Source organism: Burkholderia sp. WP9, assembly GCF_900104795.1.
GTDB lineage: Bacteria > Pseudomonadota > Gammaproteobacteria > Burkholderiales > Burkholderiaceae > Paraburkholderia.
Genome location: NZ_FNTG01000001.1, coordinates 2,315,218 through 2,333,436, shown reverse-complemented (window position 1 = coordinate 2,333,436; position 18,219 = coordinate 2,315,218). Strand labels below are relative to the sequence as shown.

Sequence of the window (18,219 nt, the reverse complement as noted above, 5' to 3'; positions counted from 1 at the left end):
CACTGGCGCTGTGCCGTTGCACGATGCAGGATTCGCCGGGCGCACCAACGTCACGCTGAACCGCGCCAGATTCACACGCCGCCAGTCACCAGTGGCAACACGGTCAGGTCTGGATGCGTGCCTTCCACAATGCTGCGTCCCACGTGCACACCTTCGTACAACGCCTCGTCCTCGCCCGCGAAGCTCTCTTCGCCGTCGGCGTGAAACGGCACCGCATGCCCTGGGATGGTCGGGTCCGCGCCAGGATGGCAAACATAGCCGACGTACGTATAGCGGTTATCCGCTGCGGCCGGCGCGTGCCCCTCGCTGGGCGGGTTTTTCGGACGAGGCGCCACGTGAATCTCAAAACCCTCGTATTCCACCATTTGCCAGGGTGCGGTTTCATCGGCCATGGCCGCCTCCGTCTAGGTCGCGCGCTTCTCAAAAAGTCTAGGTGATTTGAAGCTGAAGCGCGCTCCCAAACGGATTCGGCAAAACCACTACGGCTTGATGGCGCCGAGTTGCTTGAGCAGCGTCAGATTGTCTTCAAGGTGCCAGTTTTCGACGATGCGGCCGTCCTTCACGCGATACAGATCGAAGGCCTGGAAGTCGATGGTCTGGCCGTTGCCTTTGAGGTTCTGGAACTGTCCGGTGAAGTGTCCGTAGAAATGCAGATGAACCGAGGCCCGGTCGCCCGCCACGACGAGATCGTCGATCTCCGCGTGGAGATCGGGCACCGCCGCACGAAAACCCTTCGATGCCTGCAGCGGACCATCAGGACCTTGCGGGCGGCCGTCCGGCAAGGTGCGGTCCACGAAGGCCGGCGACAGCGCGAGTTTCGCGTAGGCCTCGTCGCCGGTGTTCCAGAAAGCGGCGTAGCGGCGTGCGCTTTGCACGATCGCGGCGGATTGCGCCGAGTTCGATGCGACAGCGAGGTGGTGCGGCGCGGGCAGGTCGGCGTCGCTCGCGGCATGGGCGCTCAGCGCGCCCGCGAGGCTCGCGACAACCAACAGATGACGGGCGATTCGGGACATCGGCGATGCGGACATGGTGCGCTCCAGAGAGAGTTGAAGTGGATGAAGCGCATTCTCTGGCCAATGGTCGTGTTTGATAATTGGTCTGTCGCTTAAAGGATTGTCTATCCATTTTTGAAAATGACCGCCGTTGTATGAGCGTTTGGCTGACGCAGCGAGTCAGTTCGGCCGGCCGCGCGATGTCTATCGTCAGATAGAATGGTGCGCTTTGCCCGTACACGACTCTGCCCATGTGGTTCAAAAACCTTCAGCTTCACCGTCTTCCCGCTCCGTGGTCCGTCACCCCAGAACAGATGCAGAAGTGGCTCGCGCCGCATGCGTTCGCGCCCGGCAACAGCGTCGAGATGCAAAGCCACGGCTGGGCACCGCCGCGCGAGAGCGACGCTAACGACTCGCTGGTGTACGCGCTCAATGGCCAGATGCTGCTGGTGTTTCGCGCCGAGAAGAAACTGCTGCCGGCTTCGGTCGTCACGCAAGTGACCAAGGCGCGCGCGCTCGAACTCGAGGAACAGCAAGGCTTCAAACCGGGCCGCAAACAGATGCGCGAACTCAAGGAGCAGGTCACCGACGAACTGCTGCCGCGCGCCTTCAGCATTCGTCGCGATACGCGCGTGTGGATCGATTGCAAGAACGGTTGGCTCGTGATCGACGCCGGCTCGCAAGCGGTTGCCGACGAAGTGCGCGGCCTGCTGGTGAAGTCGATCGATCAATTGCCGCTCGGCACAGTACGCGTCACGCATTCGCCGGTCGCGGCCATGACCGAATGGCTGCTTTCAGGCGAAGGTCCCGCGGGCTTCACGCTCGACCAGGACACCGAGCTGCGTTCGCCGGCGGAAGGCAACGCGACCGTACGCTACGTGGGACATACTTTGGATGCCGAAGATATGCGCCGTCATATCGAAGCCGGCAAGCAATGCATGCGGCTTGCCATGACGTGGAACGATCGTGTGTCGTTCGTGTTGACGCCGTCGCTCACGATCAAGCGCATTGCGCCGCTCGACGTGCTGAAAGAAGCAAGCGATCCCACCGCGCAAAACGACGACGAACGGTTCGACTCCGACCTCACGCTGATGACCGCCGAACTCGACCGCATGCTGTGCGATCTGCTCGACGCGTTGGGCGGCGAGCAGGGCGAAGCGGTTCCGCAAGCCGCGGCTGCATAAGGTTTCACTTGCCGGCACGCCGGCGTGTCTGAATAGGGCGCGCCGCGTGCGTGTGGCAGCCTCGTCGTGGCGAAGCATTGTGCGCCCGATCCGTGAACGTGTATAAGATGGCGATCGGCAGCAGCGCGCGTCAGTCACGGAGGGCTTGCGATGGTTCGTCTCGTCATGATTCTGCTGGGAGTCGATTACCTGCGCACACGCTGGCGGTCGCTGCGGCTCATCGGCTGCATCAGTGTGCTGCTCGGCGTTTTCGTGTTCATCGACGCGCTCGATAGCGCGCTTTACTTTCCGATCACACCGTTCGCGTTACTCCTGTTGCTGGAAGGTCTCGCCACGCTGGCCGTCGCCTGGACCGGCATGGGCGGGCAACGCACGCTGCGCTATGTGAAAGGCATTGCATTCGCCACTGCGGCGGCGTTGATTCTGGTTGGCCACGAGCACGGCAACTTCATTCTGTCGATGATCTTCGGCACGCTCTTTTTCGCCGATGGACTGCTGCAGATCGTCTCGGCCAACGTGGTCCGCTATCGCACGTGGCGGCTCGCGATGATCGGCGGTGGCGTCGAAATCGCGCTGGCGATTTTCTTCTATCAACCTTATCCGACTCACTACGTCGGCACGGTGCCTTACTGTCTCGGTCTCGGCCTGATCTTTGGCGGCTGGAACATGCTCCTGCTGAGCACGCGGGTGCGGCGGCTCGCTTCGAATCCTGCTGCCGCCGCGAGCCCCGGGCTCGCCGCGAAAGATTCCGCGGCGGATGCCGGCATCGCTGCCGCGAGCGAACTCGCTGCCAGCCGTGTGATCGCCCACGAATGGGACGGCCCGCCCGCCGCCGACGAAGCCGCATTGACCGTGCATGTGTGGACGCCGGTCGGGTCGGCCAAAGGCGAGGCGCGGCGGCAGCCGATCGTCGACCGTTATATCGCGGCGGTGGATCGCAATGGCGTGATATCGACCGGCCATGCCGCGCTCGAATCGCCCGAGGGCATCTACATCAGCCTTTATCCAGGTGTCGAGATCGATCGCTCGCCCGACGACTTCGCGCGGCTTTTACGCGCCACGCGCGAGAACGACGTGCCGGGTCTCTTCCAGCCCGATTACGCGACCGAGTCGAAAGCGTGGTGTCCTTCGACGGTGCAGGTGCGGATCCGCAACTACGATCCGGTCCGGCTGCGCCGCTTCTGGGACACGTATCGACAGGACACCACATACAACCTCACGCACCGCAACTGTTCGAGCACGGTCTCGCGCGCACTGGAGGCCGCGATCGAAGGGGCATCGGCGCGCGTGTGGGGTGGTCTCGGCGGATGGCGGCCGTTTCTGCGCGTGATCGCGACACCCGAGCTGTGGGTCGCGGCGCAAGTGCGCAAGCGAGCCGCAACGATGGCATGGACGCCAGGGCTCACGCTCGACTATGCGCGCGCCCTCAGCATGCTGGCCGATCCGCGGCCCTCGGGCTGGGTCAAGATGGCGCGCCTTGCGCTGCGCCGAATGGTTCGCTCGCGCCAGCAATGGCGTGAGGAAGCACGACATGCGCGCGGCGATGAGGATGCGGCGCGTGGCACGGTGCGTGAATGAGGCGCGAATGAGGCGTGCATGAAGCGAGGGTGAGCGCGCTCGCGGGCAGCGTTGCCCAACTTCGACGTCGCGGTAAAAATGGCAGTCACATCAATAGCTTGCAGTTTTTGCCGGTTAGTTATGCACAGATTTGCGAACAGATTCTGTTGATAACTCCGAGCGCGCGCCGTACAGCCCAAATGAGTGTTTTCAACCAATATGGCGGGTGTATGCTCAACCCGTCAGTTTGTCGTTGACACCGCTCGACCACACCGGAATCCGGCCGTCGCTCATTGAGGATCAAAACCGCGCGGCGCGTTCTTCGCCCGCTGCGGCTGTGGCTTTTTTATAAGCGTGAACGCGATGGACAGGACGAACCCAGCGGCATCCATCGGGTGGTCAGATGAATGAGCCGCAGCGATTCACGGTGCGCCACGTCAGCATCTACCGTTACTCCGAACCCGTGCGTTTCGGCGAGCATCGCATGATGTTCCGTCCGCGCGCGAGTCACGATTTGCGCCTCGTGACCAACCAGTTGGTAATCACGCCCACGCCGTCGCGGCTGCATTGGCTGCACGACGTATTCGATAACTCGGTGGCGGTCGCGAGTTTCGCGGACAAGGCGCGCGAATTGCGCTTTGACAGCGAAGTGACGCTCGAGCACTTCGAAGCGCCAATGCCCGATTACGCACTCGAACCGTATGCGGTGAACTGGCCGTTCGCGTACACCAACGAGGAAGCGTCCGATCTCGTGAACGCGCGCAGCCGCCCGCATCCGGATAGCGACGTCGACGAATGGGCGCGTCGTTTCGTGCCCACGGCGGGTGGCGCGGCTAAGGGCGGCAAAGGCGGCGCCGGCGGCACGATGGCGCTGCTACGCGCCATGACGCTCGAAATCAAGAGTTCGTTTTTCTATGTGCGCCGCACGGAGAAAGGCGTGAATCGCCCAGGCGAAACCTTGCGCAGTCGCAGTGGTAGTTGCCGCGATTTCGCCGTGCTGATGATGGACGCGGTGCGCTCGCTCGGTCTCGCGGCGCGTTTCGTGAGCGGCTATCTGTTCGTGCCCGACGTGCCCGAGCACGAGGCCACGCAAGGCGGCGGCGCGACGCACGCGTGGTTGCAAATCTATCTGCCGGGTGCCGGCTGGGTCGATTTCGATCCGACCAACAGCATTGTCGGCAACCGCCATCTGATTCGCGTGGCGGTGGCGTGGAACGCCTATCAGGCGTTGCCGTTGTGGGGCACGTGGCATGGGGCGCCGCATTCGTTTCAGGGTTTGCAGGTGGATGTGAGCGTGACCGAAGGCGCGTGAGTGTGACGCAAGGGCGAGTAAGGACGCGACGATGTCCCGGATGCTCGAATCGAAACGTGTTCGCACGTCAATTGAACGTTTCAACTGGAAAAGGGCGCCGCGATGAAATTGCGCGTTGGGTACGAGCTGGTCTATGAATGTGTGCAACCGACGCCGATGCTGCTGATGTTGAACACCCACTATTCGCATGCGAAAGAGGTGCTGGATCCCGATCTGCTGGTGGTCGATCCGGCGGTGCCGATCCGCCAGTATCGCGACAGCTTCGGCAACCTGTGCAGCCGGCTCGTGGCGCCGCCGGGAAAAATTTCCTTTGCGACGCGCGCGGTGCTGGAGGTGTCGTCGGAGCCGGAGACGCGGCCACCATACACCGAACAGCATCCGGTGGAAATGCTGCCTGACGATACGATGGTGTTTTTGCTGGGCAGCCGCTATTGCGAAACCGATCTGCTCTCCGAATTCGCGTGGCAGACCTTCGGCACACTGCCGCTTGGCCGCGTGCGCGTGGATGCGATTTGCAATTACGTGCACAACCACATCGTGTTCGGCTACGACTTTGCGCGGCCGACCAAGACCGCATGGCAAGCCTGGCAGGAGCGCAAAGGCGTATGCCGGGATTTCGCGCATCTGGCCGTGGCGCTATGCCGGGCCATGAATATTCCGGCGCGCTATTGCACGGGCTATATCAGCGATGTCGGCCTGCCGCCGCCTTACGCGCAGATGGATTTTGCCGCGTGGTTCGAGGCGTATATCGGCGGCTGCTGGCAGACGTTCGACCCGCGCAATAATGCGCCGCGTACGGGGCGTGTTCTGATGGCTCGCGGGCGCGACGCGGCCGATGTCGCGATCAGCAATGCCTTCGGGCCAACGCAACTGCTGAAGTTCGAGGTGGTGTGCGAGCCGGTTTAGAAGCGTGGCCGTTGAAGACAAACTTGATTCACAAGATGGCGCTCATGTGAATTGGCGCGGCATCATTCCCCCAGCGCGAGCCCGCGTTTCCTGCGCGCCAGCGCCGCGCCGATCGACACCGCCGCGCCGATACCACCCATTGTCAGCGACAGGATCACGATCAGCGGGCCGGCTTGCGTGCGTGCGGAGAACGCGCTGACCAGGAGCCCGGCAAGCGGCTGCGTCATGTTGTTCAGCAGGATCACCACGCCGGTTGTCTTGCCGTAATCCTGTGGCGGAATGATTTGCTGCCGTGCGCTGCGAATGTACACGTTGAACATTTTGTCGAAGCCGACGATCAGCAGGAAGCCGAGCGCATAACCCCAAGGAGCCGCGCTGGCGCCGGCGATCACGCCGCCTGCGCAGATCGAAACGAAGGCGACGAGACCCAGGCGACGGGCCGGCCATGCGGCGCGGGCGATCGTCAACAGAATCAGTACCGTTGCCACGGCGCCGGCCGTTTGCAAGCCGGCGTAGTAGTGACTCGATTGCGCATGAACGCCGGTCACCATTGCAGCGGACGTGGCGAGCGTCACGCCGATCACCAGATTTTCGGCGGCGGCGAGCAGTACGACTTTCTTCAGGCCGGGTAGAACCAGCACGTGACGCAGCGCGATGCGCACGGGCAGCGTCCAGTGGCCCGCGTCGGCGGGCGGCGGATCCGTGGCCCGAAAACCGCTCGTACGTTGCCATAGCAGCAGCGCGCCGTCGGCGAGCAGAAACAGCACACCGGTTGCGCCGACCACCCATTCCCAACGCCACAGGCCGAGCAGCAGCGCGGCGAGCATCGGACCGAGCACGAAACCCAACTGGTCGGCCAACTGCGAATAGGCGAGTACACGCTGGAACCGCTGCGTGCTGAAGATCTGCGGCAGCATGACTTCACGCGCGACGAGCCCCTGGCTCGTCAACACGCCGCAAACCGCCGAAAGTGCGATCAGCCAGCCGATGCCGCCGAACATGGCATAAGCGATCATGCCGCCGAAACACGTCAGCGCGCGCACGGTCTGGCTGACGCGCATCAGTCTGAGCGGCGAGACGCGGTCGCACAAGGCGCCGAAGAAGGGAAACACCAGGTAGCGGGGCAGCGTTTCGATAAAGAACGCCAGCCCCGACCACGAAACCTGGTGTGTCGTCTGGAAGACGACGAGCGGCACGAGAAACAGCAGGACCTGATCGGCGAGACGCGCGACAAACAGCGAGCAGAAAAAAGCCTGATGGTTGACGCGCACCGTTGATGTCCCGCCGTTTATGGGTCGAGACCGATCCTATCAAAGATGGCGGTCTCGCGCCGCAGCGCACCGTGTTGCGCCGGGGAGTCAAGGCAAGCTCGCGAGCCGTGCGGGCGGAGCGCCGAGCTTGCGCGGAACTTTGCGCCTACCGTACGGCGAATACGCTCCAACCGCACGGCTTATCGCAACCTGCTGCTAGCCGCGATAAGCCGCTTCGAGCGGCGCGATATCCAGCTTGACCATATGCATCATGGTGGACATCACACGGCTCGCCCTGGCGGTGTCCGGGTCACGCAGCATTTCGCCGAGCACGTCCGGCACGATCTGCCACGAGACGCCGAACCTGTCCTGCAGCCAGCCGCATTGCCATGGCTTGCCGCCGTCGGTGAGTCGGGTCCAGTAGCGGTCGATCTCCTCTTGCGAACGGCAGTGCACGAACAGCGAAATCGCCGGTGTGAAGGTGAACTGAGGGCCGCCGTTCAGCGCCATGAACTCCTGGCCTTCAACCTCGAACGTGACAGCCAGAACGTCACCCTTCGGCCCGGGGCCGGCGTCGGTGTAGTGCATCGTCGTGGCGATGCGGGAATCGGAAAACACGGACGTGTAGAAGCGGGCCGCTTCTTCCGCTTTGCCGTCGAACCACAGACACGGTGCAATCTTTTGCATGACGTAGCTCCTCCTTCTCACCGGACGAACCGCCCATTACTTCATGGCGGCCATGGCTTGCTGGATTTCTTCCACGCTCAGGTCGCGCTTGTGCGTGGCCAGCGACCAGCTATGGCCGAACGGGTCTTTCAGCTGGCCGTAGCGGTCGCCCCAGAACATGTCGGTGACGGGCAACACGACAGTCGCGCCGGCCTCGACGGCCTGCTTGAAGCTGGCGTCGACATCTTCCACATAGTGGTGAATCGTGACCGGCGTGCCTTTCAGCGAGTTCGGGCCGAACGAGTGGTGCTCAGGCCATTCGTCGGTCAGCATCAGCATGGAATCGCCGATCTTCAGGGTAGCGTGCATGACCTTGCCGCCCGGGCCGGGCAGGCGGATCTGTTCGACGGCGTTGAAGGCCTTGGTATAGAACGCGATGGCGTCCGCGGCGTTGGCGCAGATCAGGTACGGGGTGAGCGCGTGCATCCCGTCGGGGATCGGTTTGACAGCGTTGCTGGACATGACGGCGACTCCTTGAAGTAACAGGTTCGTGAGTTGAAAGACCGACTGTGCGAGTCAGGCCTTCAACGTTACGACGAGTGCATCACCGTTGAATCGACACTCCGGAAAAAATATTTTTTGCGCCGGGCGCGCTATGAACGCCCGGTCGGCCGTTTCAACCGGCGGAGTTGTCCTCCTCCGGCGGTGCGGTGGACGGCGCCGGAACGCCGCCATTCGGCGCGCCGAGGATGCTGATCTGGAAGGTCGGCGTGGCGGCCAGCGATTGCAGCGTGGCGTCTTCGGGGATGTGTTCGAAGAGCGGCAAGATCACCGAGCCGCCGATCACCGCGCGCCGGCTATTGTCGGCGGGCCGCAAGCCCCACACGTCCTGATAGACGACCGGCACCGCGCTGCCGTTGCGCGTGGTGTTGCCGATATACAGCATCACATGGCCGCCGATGTAGATCAGCGTGCGCAACGGCTCGCCGTGCTGCGCCAGATAGTCGAGCCGCTGGGCGGGCGTGGACGACGACAGGTCGATCAGGCGCCCGGCGCTCATCTGCGTGGACGAATGGCGCGGCAGCCAGACGCCGAACGCCGCGAAGATGCTTTGCAGCTCCGACGAGCAGTCGTTGTAGATGCCGCTATTGCCCCATCCGTAAGGCCGTCCGATCAGCGTTTTCATCAGCGTCGCCAGATGGCGCGGCGTGGCGGCGAGCGGTGTCGGCGCGATTTGCGCGTCGCTCAGGGCGGCGGTGCGGATCAGCGCCTCGCCGTCCGCGTTGCGGGCCGGAACGAGCACCCGGCGCGTCACCGGGGTCTTGCTCGTGCCGGTCTTGTCGCTTGCTTCGCCCGTGCTGCCCGGGTCGCTAGGGTCGCTTTTCGGGCTCGCGTTACCCGTGCCGCTGGCGACGCGTTTGCCCGACGCCGGCCGTGCCGCATCGGCTGGCACGAGGGGCAGCAGCGTGCCGGCCGGCGCGTCGAAGCGGAACACGCCGCGGCTGTCGCGTACAGGCGCCGACGCGACGATCACCGCACCGAGCGATTTGCCGGTCGCGGCGCGCCATGTGTCGACGAAGCGATCGTCGGTCATGCCGACGGCGTCGCTGCGCACCCAGCCCTGCACATCGGGCGTCTGCACATAGAGCCACGCACCGTCGACGCTGCCCCCGAGCACGTACAGCGGCGTGCCCGGCCGTGCGGCGGAAATCTGCAGGTTGTCGAACGGATAGCCTTCGCCGGCCAGACGGTGGTCGTAGAACGAGGGGTCGGTGGTCGGCAGTTCGCGCACCATCAGGTTGCCGGTGGCGATCGCGCGGCGCTCGGGCCGGTAGACGGGCGTCTGAGTGAACTGCCCGACGTTCATGTTTTGCGCGATTGCGTCGATCCACGCCTTGTCGTGCGGCCGGAAGTTTTCTCCGTAGCCGATGTTCCCGCCAGGCTTGCCGGTGTTGTCGAACTTGTCGATGCGCCGCTGCTGCAATGCGGCAATATCCGCACCTTGCTGGCGATAGACGCGCATCGTCACGAAGCTGGCATTCCACGGCGAGGACGCCGCGGTGCCGGTGCCGAAGTAGCGCGCGTAAAGCACCTGGAAATGGGCCTGCTGATCCGCGGGGCTCAGGAACGGCTGGTCGTAGCCTGGGCTGTCCGGTTCGAGCCAGTGATCGACGTTCTGGTCGTAGCCGGCGATCGGGAACAGCGAGACTGTGTCGACCGGCGCGTGCGCGTCGCGCGTCGGCGACGGGTTGCTGCAGGCGGTGGCCGCCACCAGAGCCGCGCCCAGTGCGGCGGCGCGGCAGGCGTTCGGCCATGCGGCGGCAAGACGGGATAGAACGACAACGGGCATGAGATTCAGCGGAGTAGGTAGAGGACACGATGATACGGTGTCGGCGCGTCGTGGCGCATGTCGTGCCCGCGCCGCATGATGGCGGCTCGTATGCAACGCGTATGTGGTTTCATTGGGGTTCGTATCGTCAATAGCGGCTGCGCGATAGTGTGCTTTACGCGCGGGCTGCCGCAATCGGCGAGCGTTCCACTACACTCTCTGCCTAACCAAACGCATCGCCTCGAAACATGCTCGAGAGGCGGCTTGACCAGGAGAACACCATGCAAACCAGCGCACGTAACCATTTCGCCGGCGAAGTCATCGGACTCACCCATGGCGCCGTGAACGACGAAGTCACGCTGCGCACTCAGGAGGGTCTCGAGATCGTCTCGATCATCACGCATGGCAGCGCGACCTCGCTCGGCCTCGCGGTCGGCAAGAAAGCGTTCGCGCTGGTCAAGGCTTCGTCGGTGATCGTGATGGTCGACGTGACGAAGAACCAGGTGTCGGCGCGCAACTGCATCGCCGGTACGGTGTCGGCGGTCACGAAGGGCGCGGTGAACTCGGAAGTGTCGATCAGCGCCGGCGGCGCGCAGATCGCCGCGATTATCACCAACGAGAGCGTCGATCGTCTCGGTCTCGCGAACGGCAAAGCGGCGACGGCGATTTTCAAGGCATCGAGCGTGATCATCGGCGTCGAGTAACGGTCGATCGCCACCGGATTCATTTTCGTCGGCTTGCGCGTTGAACGACAGCCGGCGGGCAGATGGAGCCGGAAGAGCGAGGCCGTGTGCCCAGCGCGCGTCGTGAAGGAAACGGCAGCTTGCTTTAAACTTCACGACTCGCTATTCCTCTTTCCGCTTTCATCACGGACGCCGTCATGTTCGAAGTCTCCTCCGCCTCGCATCTGCCCAAAGCCGCGCACTACGAAGAACTGGTCGGCCAGGCGCGCTCGCTGCTCGCCGGCGAAACCGACTGGATCGCCAACGCCGCGAATTTTTCCGCCTTCGTGTTTCATTCCCTCAGTGATCTGAACTGGGCCGGCTTCTATTTCCACGACGGTCACGAACTGGTCGTCGGGCCGTTTCAGGGCAAGCCCGCGTGCGTGCGCATCGCGCTCGGCAAAGGCGTATGCGGCACGGCGGCGCAAACCCGTCAGACGCAGGTCGTGCGCGACGTGCATGAGTTTCCCGGGCATATCGCGTGCGATTCGGCCTCGCAATCGGAAATCGTCGTGCCGCTCGTCGCGCCGGACGGCACGCTGATCGGCGTGTGGGATGTCGACAGCCCGGTCGTCGCGCGCTTCGACGAAGAAGACGCGAAGGGCATGGAAGCGCTGTGCGCGGTGTTCATCGAGGCAGCGTTGCCGCGCGCCGCGTCGGCTTCCTGAGGATAAAGCGGCGGTGGTGCCGAAGCACCCCATCTTTTTTCATCCGTAGAGTAGCTTCAGCGTTCCCCGCATTACCCCGCAATTGCACTTTCGATAGCCGCGACTGCGACAGTCTCAGCCGCTATCGGCATCCGGTGGCGTTCGCCACCGAGATCGCCGACGAACCCATCAGCGTGACGCTGCTCGACACACCGCTCGTGGTGTTCCGCTCGAACCGTCAACTGGCGCGCATGCGATATCTGCCCATCACGATCAAGACGCCGGCGACTTCCTCCGTTGCCGTCATGCCCGAAGGCGAGCGCGCGTTACAGATTGAGATCGCCACCGATACAGCAACGAATCGGGGATTACACCAAGGGAAACGATTGGCGCGACGAATGCGAAGCCTGCGAGGTCGGCGGGGGCGCGAAAGCCGTTATCATACGCACGGTCCTCCAGTACATCGGACCGTAGTTTCAGGGCCTTACAGTTTGCGCGCGCGTCAAGAACACGTTCGATCACATCCACTACTCAGGAATATCAAAAGGCTGGCGCGATGCACGACCACCTCTTCGCCGAATCGCGCACGCGCGACGCCGCGCTAGCCTCGGCGCCTTGCGGTATGTTCATCTGCGCCGCGGACGGCACCTTCGAGTCCGTCAATGCCGCTTTCGAAAAGCTAACGGGGTTTGCGGCAGAACACCTGGTCGGCGTGCGTACCTTCGAGTCGTTGTTCGATCCGGCCGAATTCGCGAGGCGCCACACCGAACTGCCGCCGCTCGCCATGGTGACCTCGCGCTATGAAGGCGAATGGAGTTTCCTGCGCCGCAATGGCACGCCGATTCGCGTGGTGCTCGCGTTGGCGCCGCTCGTCCAGGGTTCGGCGCATGCTGGCGGAATTGCCGCGCGTCCGGCGCGCTACGTGGGCATGGCCTTCGACATGACGCGTTACGCGCAGTCCGAAGCGCGCCTCTGGTACGTCGCACATCACGACGGCGTGACCCGTCTGCCGAATCAAACGCTGTTTACCGAACGGCTGGAACTGACGATCGCGCGTTGCCAGCGTAACGGCAGCGGTTTTACCGTGCTGATCGCCGAGCTCGACCATCTGCGCAAACTGCGCGATGCGCTTGGATTGCACGCGGCCGAGCTCGTGCTGCAGATCGTCGGTGAACGGTTGCGCGGTCTCTTTCCAAACGACGGCACGATCGCCTCGATCGGCGGAACGCAGTTCGCGTTGCTGGTCAACGAAACCGGTGCGGCCGCCGACGCCTTCGCCGCTGAAGCATTAGGCCGTATCGCCGAAGCGATCGATTACGCCGGCACGACGTTGAACATTACCGCGAGCATCGGCATCGTGGCTTATCCGGCCGACGGCGGCGATGCGCCTACGCTGATGCGTCGCGCGGGCGTGGCGTTGTCGGCGGCCTCGGCCGTGACCGGCAATGCGGTGCGGCGTTTTTCCACTGCACTGGAAGGCCAGGCCGCGCGCCGCTTCGAACTGGAGACCATGCTTCGCGAAGCGATCGAGCGGCAGCAGTTGCATCTCGTGTATCAACCGCAGGTGACGCTCGCCAACGGCCGCATCGCGCAAGTCGAAACCCTGCTGCGCTGGAACCATCCGCAGCGCGGCCTGATCAGCCCCGTCGAATTCGTGCCGGTCGCGGAGGAGGCGGGTTTGATCGAGCAGATCGGCGAATGGGTGATCCGGACCGCATGCCGCGACGCCGGCAAATTGCTCCGGCTGACCGGCACGTTGCCGCGCTTCGCGGTCAATGTGTCGCCGCAGCAGTTCCAGCGGCAAAACCTGTTCGAGACGATCCGCGAGGCGCTGGAAGAGGCCGCGCTCGACCCCTCATACCTCGAGGTGGAAATCACCGAGGGTGTCCTCCTCGGCGACACCGAGCAAGCTTTGCAGACGCTCTTTGCGTTGCGCGATCTGGGCGTGGAAGTGGCGGTGGACGACTTCGGCACCGGCTATTCGAGCCTCGCGTATCTGACGCGTTTTCCGCTGAATCGCCTGAAAATCGACCGCTCGTTTGTGATGCGCATGAGCACCGATCCACAGTGCGAGGCGCTGGTCGGCGCGATCATCGCCATGGCGCATGCGCTCAAACTGCGCGTGACGGCCGAAGGCGTCGAAACGGCGGAGCAGGCGGCGCAACTGGAAGCGCTCGGTTGCGATGAAGCGCAAGGCTTCTGGTTCTCGCGTCCGATTACCGTGGGCGCGCTGCGCAATCTGTTGAGGCCGTTGGGCACACACTGAGGCGCGCGCTTGACGGCGGGTTGCTAACGGGCCAGCAAGCTTTGCCGATCGCGGCGCCATAGTTCGCAGGTCAATCAATGTGCTTAGCCATCCGTATTAAATGACGCCTGGCGCACGCGTTTCATTCATTTCCCGATCCGATGCAATGCGTCGCCGCGATGAACGGCTCGCTTGCCGCTTTTCTCACTTTCCACTTCGTAATGCGGATCGGACTTCGACGCATTGACGGTTCTGCCTTCCACAGTCGTATGGGAAGAAATGACACGCACGACCTTGCCATGCGTGACGCCTTGCGGCGTATTCCAACTTACGCGATCTTCCGGCTTCAGATGTTGAGACATGAGGCGCTCCTGTGCGTGGGCTAACGCGGCTTGAAATCCCCTTGCTTACAGGGCTTTGCGTGATTGCACTGCTTTGGTTCGCAACAAGGAGCAAACAGCGTGCCTCCGCCCACGAAACGAAGGGGGCAGGAACATATCCTGCTTCCTGCGTCAGGATATTTCTATCGCAACGGAACGAAGACTCAAGATGAATGATCTCCTTACCCGACTCTTTCACTTCCAGCCGTCGTTGCTCGTCACCCTGACTCACGACGCCCTTCATATCGTGCTGGCTGTGCTGATCCTCGTAGTCGGCTGGTGGCTGTCGAATCGCGTCGGCGCGATGTTCGCGCGCGCGCTCGCGCGTACGCATGCCGACCCGACGCTCGCGCCGATGCTGGCGGCCATGAGCACCTGGGCCGTGCGCGTGCTGGTGTTCATCGCGGCGCTGAGCGAGGTCGGCATCGCGACCGCCAGCGTGCTCGCGGTGCTTGGCGCGGCGGGCCTCGCGATCGGACTCGCGTTGCAAGGCACGCTGCAAAATATCGCTGCGGGGATGATGCTGTTGATGTTGCGGCCGTTTCGCGTCGGCGACGTGATTGAAGGCAGCGGCGCGGCAGCGGGTATCGTTCGCGAAGTGGGGCTTTTCACCACGCGGATCGAGCGCGGCGACGGCAACGCGGTGTTCGTGCCGAACAGCCAGATCTGGAGCAATCCTGTGATCAACTACAGCAGCGGCGGCACGCAGCGTATCGAGGTCGAAGTGGGGCTCGCGCAGCGTAAAGACGTCGACGCCGCGATCGGCCAATTGAAGAAACTGGTCGCCGACGAACCGCGTGTGCTGAGCGGCGCCACGCTCGCGCCGATCGTCACGGTGGCGGATTATCCCGACGATGGCGGCGCGACGCTGCGCATCGCGGCATGGGTTCGCACGCCGGATGCGTCGCTCACCAGCGACGACCTGCACGACCACGCGCAGGCCGCGCTCGAGCAGGCCGGTTGCCCGGGTTGCGGCCTAGTTTGCGGCGCGCCTGGATCGTGCCACCTGGTGCTCGCTCAACGAGTGCCTCGCGGCTGGAACACGCCTCAACGCGCGAGGCACCCCGTGCAAAACGCGTCTCGCGCCACCAGACAGCCGCCCCTATAATCAGACCCTGCTCATTCATGTTGAACCGGACCCGTTTGATCGACACACCTGAATCCGCCAGCCGCTCACCGAGCGGCGAGGACGGCGCAGTCGGCGCAGTCGGAGTGCTGGGCGCGCTGCGCGCCGCGACCGCGCAACGCCATGAACTGCTGCACGAGATCATGCCGCTGTCGGTGGACAGTGTGGCGTTGCGCGACTACCTCGCGCATCTGGCGATTCTGCGTGACTGGCTAGCGCCGCTCGAAGCCTGGCTCGACACTTTCAGCGACGGTCCGCAATCGCCGGCGTCGCCGGCACGCATGAATCGCCTTGCGCTGATCGACGCTGATCTCTCGCACGAATCGGTCGAACCGCAAGACCGGGGCGGCACGCTGTCATCGAACACCACGAGCAGCTGGCTCGGCGACGCCAGCGCGGCTTACCGCTGGGGCGTCTGCTACGTGATCGAAGGGTCCCAGCTAGGCGGCGCGGTGTTGTACGCGCGTCTGCAAGCGCGCCTCGCTCCGCATCCTCTCGGCTATCTGAACGCGGGGCGCGAGTCGCTCGGCGCGCGCTGGCAAGTTTTCCATCGGGCGATCGCCGCTGAAGTCGACACACCCACCCTGATTGACGAAGCGTGCGGCGGCGCGGCCGATGCGTTCGACCGTTTGATCGAGCTCGCTCGGCTCCGTGTCACGGCTGCCTGCGTGAGCGCCGATTGAAGCGCGACCGGAACACGCCTATGGATAGCCGCCACCAGGATTCTTCCTCGCCGTCTCACCAGTTCGACGCAGCGGTCGCATTCGAGGCGCTGCCCGATGCCTATCTGATTCTCAACCATCGCTACGAAATCCTGCTCGCCAACGCGCGCTATCTCGACCTGACGGGGCAGTCGTTGAGCGATCTGCAAGGTAAATCGATTCTCGACGTCAATCAGTTCGGACCGGCAGAACAGCGGGAAGCGCGGCGCGCATGGCTGATCGGCGCATTGCGCGATCTGTCGCCGGGCGGCTCGAAATGGTCGCCGCTGTTTCGCTACGAAATGCCCGAGCACCGTGACGCCAAGCCCAATGGTGAGGCAGCAGGCGAGCTACGGGTGCCGCGCTACTGGAAAATCAAGGCGAGCCTGCTGGGTGCGCGTCACGGGCAAGGCGGCACGATCGCGCTGCGCGTGAGCGAAGTGACCGAGCGGGTCTCCGATTACGAACGCGATCAGCGCGAACGCGCGAAGCTGCGCTCGCAGGCGCAACTGCGGCAGCTCCTCGCCGATGAAGCCAAAGCGCAATTGCGCGAGCATCAGGAACGCTTTCAGATTGCCATGGCGTTTTCGCAACTGGGCGCATGGGAACTCGATCCGGTGACCGGCGCGATTGAATGCACCGATCAATGCAAGTCGAACCTGGGTCTGGATTCGAACGCGTTGCTCACTGAGCAGCGCCTGTTCGGCGAAGTCGTGCATCCCGAAGACCGCAGCCGGTTGCGCGACGCGATGAATCATGCGCTGGCGGCTCACGACCATTTCGAAGTCGACTTCCGCATTGGCTGGGCGAGCGGCGCGGTCCGCTGGATTCTGGTGCGCGGTGTCGGACGGTTCCTGCCGGATGGCACGTTGAGCTCCGTCATTGGCTTCACGCTCGACATCACATCGCGCAAGGAGGCGGAGCTCGAGCAACGCGAGATCGCCGCGTCCGAGAAACGCGCGCGCGAACACAGTGAGCGCCTTGCCATGGCAATGGATCATTTCGTCACCACGGTCAGCCACGAACTGCGTTCGCCGCTGTCGGCCATCATTTCATGGACCGACCTGTTGCAGCGCGCGGCCGATCCTTCGCATCTCGCACGCGCTACCGGCGTGATCAGCCGCAACGCACGGCAGCTCTCGCATATGGTGGACGATCTGCTCGACAGCGGCGCGATCGTGACCGGAAAACTGTCGGTCAATCTGCAGCCCGTCGATCTCGGCGCGCTGGCCGGGATTGTCGTGGAAGATATGCGCATGCATGCCGAAGCCAAGGGCCTCCGGCTGATCGCGGACGATTTGACCTCGGCCATGGTGCTCGCCGACGAAGGCCGGATGAAACAGGTGGTCTGGAATCTCGTGTCGAATGCGGTGAAGTTCAGCGCGCAAGGCACGATCGAACTCTCGGTGCGGGCGGACGGCGAGCGCGTCGAACTCGCGGTGCGCGATACGGGACTCGGTCTGGATGGGGAGTCGCTGGAGCGGATATTCGACCGCTTTCAGCAATTCGGCGCCGACGGGTCGGGACGCGTGGCGGGTCTCGGGTTGGGACTGTGGCTCGTCAAGAACCTGGTGGACCTGCACGGCGGCACGATCACCGCTGAGAGCCCAGGCTTGGGGCAGGGCGCGACGTTCCGCGTCAGGTTGCCGGCATACCGCTAGGCGGCTTCGCTTCGCGCGGTGTGCTCGGTGTGCTCGGTGTGCTTTCCACGCCGGCAAGCGCCGGCGCTTCGATGAATTCGCCCGGTGCGCCGGTCAACGTGGGTAAGGCGGCGGTTCGTTCAGCACAGCCCAGAACATGCCGAGGTCGTTGATGGCAGCCATGAAGTCGTCGAACGCGACCGGCTTTACCACGTAGGCATTCACGCCCAGATCGTAGCTGCGCAACAAGTCGCTTTCTTCCCGCGACGAAGTCAGCATGACCACCGGAATACGCTTGAGTTTTTCATCGCTGCGCACGGCCTTCAGGACTTCGTGACCGTCGATTTTCGGCAGCTTCTTGTCGAGCAGAATCACGGCGGGATTGTCTTCCGAGCGATTCGCCCATTGCCCTTCGCGGCGCAGATATTGCAGCGCTTCCTCACCGTCGCGCAGCGACACGACCGGATTCGCGAGGCGGGTTTTCTCCAGCGCGATCAGCGTGAGTTCCACGTCGTTCGGATTGTCTTCAACCAGCAGGATCGGTCTTAGCACGCTCTGTCCT

The 18,219-nt window shown here is 63.6% G+C and carries 18 protein-coding genes; 10 read left to right on the top strand and 8 right to left on the bottom strand.

Annotation, left to right across the window (positions count from 1 at the left end; genetic code table 11):
• Window positions 1-71: 71 nt before the first annotated feature.
• Both BLW71_RS10420 and BLW71_RS10415 read right to left on the bottom strand, forming a co-directional pair.
• A complete protein-coding gene (locus tag BLW71_RS10420) occupies window positions 72-392 on the bottom strand; it encodes a hypothetical protein (protein ID WP_091796065.1) in 321 nt (106 codons plus the stop codon).
• An 87-nt stretch (window positions 393-479) separates the two neighbouring features.
• Window positions 480-1,028, bottom strand: a complete 549-nt coding sequence (locus BLW71_RS10415; RefSeq protein ID WP_091796062.1) for an ester cyclase — start codon at window positions 1,026-1,028, stop codon at window positions 480-482.
• Between the two features lie 215 nt (window positions 1,029-1,243).
• On the opposite strand from BLW71_RS10415, the gene BLW71_RS10410 reads away from it, so the two are divergent.
• From BLW71_RS10410 to BLW71_RS10395, 4 genes are all read left to right on the top strand, one after another.
• Window positions 1,244-2,176 carry a recombination-associated protein RdgC gene (locus tag BLW71_RS10410; protein ID WP_091796059.1) on the top strand — a complete coding sequence of 311 codons (933 nt, stop codon included), beginning with the start codon at window positions 1,244-1,246 and terminating at the stop codon, window positions 2,174-2,176.
• 150 nt (window positions 2,177-2,326) lie between these two features.
• Window positions 2,327-3,754 (top strand): HdeD family acid-resistance protein, encoded by a 1,428-nt coding sequence (locus tag BLW71_RS10405; RefSeq protein WP_091796055.1) that lies wholly within the window; start codon window positions 2,327-2,329, stop codon window positions 3,752-3,754.
• A gap of 382 nt (window positions 3,755-4,136) precedes the next feature.
• Window positions 4,137-5,045, top strand: coding sequence for a transglutaminase family protein (locus BLW71_RS10400; protein WP_091796053.1), 909 nt, complete (start codon window positions 4,137-4,139; stop codon window positions 5,043-5,045).
• Window positions 5,046-5,147: 102 nt separating this feature from the next.
• Window positions 5,148-5,951: a transglutaminase-like domain-containing protein gene (locus BLW71_RS10395; protein ID WP_091796051.1), complete on the top strand. Its 804-nt coding sequence runs from the start codon at window positions 5,148-5,150 to the stop codon at window positions 5,949-5,951.
• A gap of 62 nt (window positions 5,952-6,013) precedes the next feature.
• Here BLW71_RS10395 and BLW71_RS10390 read toward each other — a convergent pair whose 3' ends face one another.
• From BLW71_RS10390 to BLW71_RS10375, 4 genes are all read right to left on the bottom strand, one after another.
• Window positions 6,014-7,222: an MFS transporter gene (locus tag BLW71_RS10390; RefSeq protein ID WP_091796047.1), complete on the bottom strand. Its 1,209-nt coding sequence runs from the start codon at window positions 7,220-7,222 to the stop codon at window positions 6,014-6,016.
• A 195-nt stretch (window positions 7,223-7,417) separates the two neighbouring features.
• Window positions 7,418-7,888: a VOC family protein gene (locus tag BLW71_RS10385; protein WP_091796044.1), complete on the bottom strand. Its 471-nt coding sequence runs from the start codon at window positions 7,886-7,888 to the stop codon at window positions 7,418-7,420.
• Between the two features lie 36 nt (window positions 7,889-7,924).
• The gene (locus BLW71_RS10380; RefSeq protein WP_091796041.1) at window positions 7,925-8,389 is read right to left on the bottom strand and encodes a VOC family protein; all 465 of its coding nucleotides are present in this window, start codon (window positions 8,387-8,389) and stop codon (window positions 7,925-7,927) included.
• A 154-nt stretch (window positions 8,390-8,543) separates the two neighbouring features.
• On the bottom strand, window positions 8,544-10,217 hold the full coding sequence (locus tag BLW71_RS10375) for an SH3 domain-containing protein (RefSeq protein ID WP_091796038.1): 1,674 nt from the start codon (window positions 10,215-10,217) through the stop codon (window positions 8,544-8,546).
• Window positions 10,218-10,477: 260 nt separating this feature from the next.
• On the opposite strand from BLW71_RS10375, the gene BLW71_RS10370 reads away from it, so the two are divergent.
• The 3 genes from BLW71_RS10370 to BLW71_RS10360 all read left to right on the top strand — a co-directional run bounded on the left by BLW71_RS10370 (window position 10,478) and on the right by BLW71_RS10360 (window position 13,831).
• Window positions 10,478-10,900, top strand: a complete 423-nt coding sequence (locus BLW71_RS10370) for a TOBE domain-containing protein (protein ID WP_091796035.1) — start codon at window positions 10,478-10,480, stop codon at window positions 10,898-10,900.
• Between the two features lie 176 nt (window positions 10,901-11,076).
• Window positions 11,077-11,586: a free L-methionine (R)-S-oxide reductase MsrC gene (msrC, locus tag BLW71_RS10365; RefSeq protein ID WP_091796032.1), complete on the top strand. Its 510-nt coding sequence runs from the start codon at window positions 11,077-11,079 to the stop codon at window positions 11,584-11,586.
• A 535-nt stretch (window positions 11,587-12,121) separates the two neighbouring features.
• On the top strand, window positions 12,122-13,831 hold the full coding sequence (locus BLW71_RS10360) for a putative bifunctional diguanylate cyclase/phosphodiesterase (RefSeq protein WP_091796029.1): 1,710 nt from the start codon (window positions 12,122-12,124) through the stop codon (window positions 13,829-13,831).
• Between the two features lie 125 nt (window positions 13,832-13,956).
• Here BLW71_RS10360 and BLW71_RS10355 read toward each other — a convergent pair whose 3' ends face one another.
• A complete protein-coding gene (locus tag BLW71_RS10355) occupies window positions 13,957-14,172 on the bottom strand; it encodes a hypervirulence associated TUDOR domain-containing protein (RefSeq protein WP_091796025.1) in 216 nt (71 codons plus the stop codon).
• A 187-nt stretch (window positions 14,173-14,359) separates the two neighbouring features.
• Here BLW71_RS10355 and BLW71_RS10350 point away from each other — a divergent pair, with 187 nt between their 5' ends.
• The 3 genes from BLW71_RS10350 to BLW71_RS10340 are packed head-to-tail and all read left to right on the top strand — an operon-like array spanning window position 14,360 to window position 17,678.
• Window positions 14,360-15,298 carry a mechanosensitive ion channel family protein gene (locus BLW71_RS10350; protein ID WP_286161970.1) on the top strand — a complete coding sequence of 313 codons (939 nt, stop codon included), beginning with the start codon at window positions 14,360-14,362 and terminating at the stop codon, window positions 15,296-15,298.
• Between the two features lie 17 nt (window positions 15,299-15,315).
• On the top strand, window positions 15,316-15,999 hold the full coding sequence (locus BLW71_RS10345) for a biliverdin-producing heme oxygenase (RefSeq protein ID WP_177204999.1): 684 nt from the start codon (window positions 15,316-15,318) through the stop codon (window positions 15,997-15,999).
• 20 nt (window positions 16,000-16,019) lie between these two features.
• Complete coding sequence (locus BLW71_RS10340; protein ID WP_091796023.1) at window positions 16,020-17,678, top strand: sensor histidine kinase; 1,659 nt, start codon at window positions 16,020-16,022, stop codon at window positions 17,676-17,678.
• Window positions 17,679-17,771: 93 nt separating this feature from the next.
• Here the strand turns inward: BLW71_RS10340 and BLW71_RS10335 are convergent, their stop codons facing one another.
• Window positions 17,772-18,209 carry a response regulator gene (locus tag BLW71_RS10335; protein WP_091800684.1) on the bottom strand — a complete coding sequence of 146 codons (438 nt, stop codon included), beginning with the start codon at window positions 18,207-18,209 and terminating at the stop codon, window positions 17,772-17,774.
• Window positions 18,210-18,219: the final 10 nt, after the last annotated feature.